At 67.0% G+C, this 2,391-nt stretch carries 2 protein-coding genes; one reads left to right on the top strand and one right to left on the bottom strand.

Annotated features, from left to right (window positions below):
• A partial coding sequence (locus tag NP3_RS45905; RefSeq protein WP_063047961.1) for an APC family permease occupies positions 1–1,213 on the bottom strand: 1,213 nt, incomplete at its 3' end.
• Between the two features lie 860 nt (positions 1,214–2,073).
• Between NP3_RS45905 and NP3_RS45895 the strand changes: the two genes are divergently transcribed.
• On the top strand, positions 2,074–2,391 hold a 318-nt coding region (locus tag NP3_RS45895), incomplete at its 3' end, for a tetratricopeptide repeat protein (protein WP_373864845.1).

Genomic DNA, 2,391 nt, shown 5'->3' with positions numbered 1-2,391 from the left:
CCGCGAACAAGCTAGCGCCCACGCCGAGGACCGCGAGGCCGGTCAGCACCGAAACGAGCGGAAGCGACAGCCCGACAATCACGCAACCCGCCGCGCCGACGAGCGGCACCCAGCGTGGCGGACGATCCCCGGTCAACGTCGCCGCCGATACATTGGCGATCAGGTAGTACACCAGCACCGTGAACGACGAAAACCCGATGGCCGCACGCAAATCGAAGGTCCCCGCGATGACGGCCACCACCGCCCCGACGGCCAGCTCCGCCCGATGCGGCACACCGAATCGCACATGCACGGCGGCCAGTGAACCCGGCAGATATCTGTCGCGTGCCATCGCAAGCACCGTGCGCGAAACCCCGAGTATCAGCGCGAGCAGCGATCCGGCGGCCGCGAGCACCGCACCGACTCGGACCACCGGGGCCAGCCCGGACACCCCGGCCGTCGAGACCACCCGGGCCAGTGGATCGATCGCATGCGCGAGGCCCGCAGACCCGAGTGCCTCCAACGCGGCCACTGCCACCAGCGCATAGACCGTCAGCGCGATCCCGAGCGCGATCATGATGGCCCGTGGAATCGTGCGTTGCGGGTCGCGCACCTCCTCGCCGAGGGTGGCGATGCGGGCATATCCCGCGAAGGCGAAGAACAGCAATCCCGCGGCCTGTAGGACTCCGCGCGGTCCGATTCGGTCCGGCAGAGTCGTTGCGGCGGAATGGCTTCCGGACAAACCGACCGCGACAACCAGCACCAGCACGGCCAGTACCACCGCCACGATGATCCGGGTGGCCAGCGCCGATTTCTGCACGCCGGTGTAGTTGATCGCGGTGATCGCGACAACCGCCGCGACCGCGACGACCCGCGAATGTTCCGGCCACGCATATCCGCCCACTGTCAGTGCCATCGCCGCACACGATGCGGTCTTACCCGCGACGAATCCCCACCCGGCCAGATATCCCCAGAACGCACCCAGACGCTCGCGTCCATACACATACGTCCCGCCCGATACCGGATACCGCGCCGCCAGCCGCGCCGAGGACGTCGCATTGCAGTAAGCGAGCAGTACGGCCACAGCCAGGGCGAGCAGCAGCCAACTGCCCGCCGCGCCCGCCGCGGGAGTAAGTGCGGCGAAGATACCGGCGCCGACCATGGACCCGAGCCCGATGACCACCGAGTCGGTGAGTCCGAGCCTGCGTCGCAGCGCGTCGCCGTGCGTTGCCATGGCTGCATCATCGACCACATCGCGGTCGACCACGAGCCGAGCCGCTGGCGGAAATACAAAACGCCGCCAGGTTGGTAAACCTGGCGGCGCTGAGTCGCCGGACGCCACGCCAACGTCACGACTCTAAGTGCCGACGTCCCACAAGCGCCTCTCGGCGAGTGGTCGCTCGTAGCGACGAATGGGGTGAGGCCCGGGGCTGTCCGGACGCCGACAGGGGTGATCAACGGTCCGCCGTCCGGATCTATTCCATGACCTGCGATGTGATGCGCACAACGCAAATCACCTGGCCCGATCTGCCGCGATGCGCACTGTCGAGATTGGTCCCGAGAAATTCCCAGCTGCGGTGCAGCGTGGACCTGCCTGTACAGCACGGACGCATACTGCGGCCGACCATGAAACCCACCGATTGGTATCTATTGGACTGCCCGAAGTTGCTCGGACGAGCCCAGCAGGAGCTGGTGCCCGACCCGTGCCATCACGGCTGAAGCCGACGTCTTCGCACTCGAGACCGGATATTCACCGGCGGACTGCGGGCGGCACGCCGCCGCACCGCGCCACCCGGCGACCGTGATCAGATGCGGCATGGCCGCTCGACGGGCAGGTCCCTGGCACTGGAGGCTATCCGCGGGTGGTGGTTCGGGTCGGCACGGACTCGCGTACCGCAATCTAAAGCCGCGTCCAGCTAACTTCTGAGGTAATCGAGATCCGTCGAGCTCAGCCATACGGCGGTGCCGCTGGGCGTGTCGTGCCGCATTTCGACTGCACTCGGTGAGCAGACCGGACTGGACTGGATAGCGCGGCAACCTATCTGGACGGGGCACTAGAATCAACGAGCTCATGAGGTGAACAGGGGGATCGGTGTGTCCGATGATCTGGTGCTGACCGAAATGCTGGCGGCGTTGGAGCGCAGTCCGGAGGTGCTCGCGCTGCGGGTGCGGGTCATCGAGTTGCTGATCGATCGTGGCCGCCATGCCGAGGCGCTGGCCCAGTGTGCGACCGCGCTCGGTCAGGAACCGGGACATGCTCGAGTGCTGGAGTTGTTGCAGCACTGCACGATTGCGCTCGCAAGTGGCGCGATGCCCCCCGCTGCACGGACCCTACCGAGGCTGAGCCCGCCGTTACCGAGCGAGCCGACGCTGAGTCAGCCGTCGCTGAGCGAGTCGTCGCTGAGCCCGCTG

It is taken from the genome of Nocardia pseudovaccinii NBRC 100343, from assembly GCF_001613225.1.
GTDB classification, from domain to species: domain Bacteria; phylum Actinomycetota; class Actinomycetes; order Mycobacteriales; family Mycobacteriaceae; genus Nocardia; species Nocardia pseudovaccinii.
This window is presented reverse-complemented; position numbering and strand designations above follow the sequence as displayed.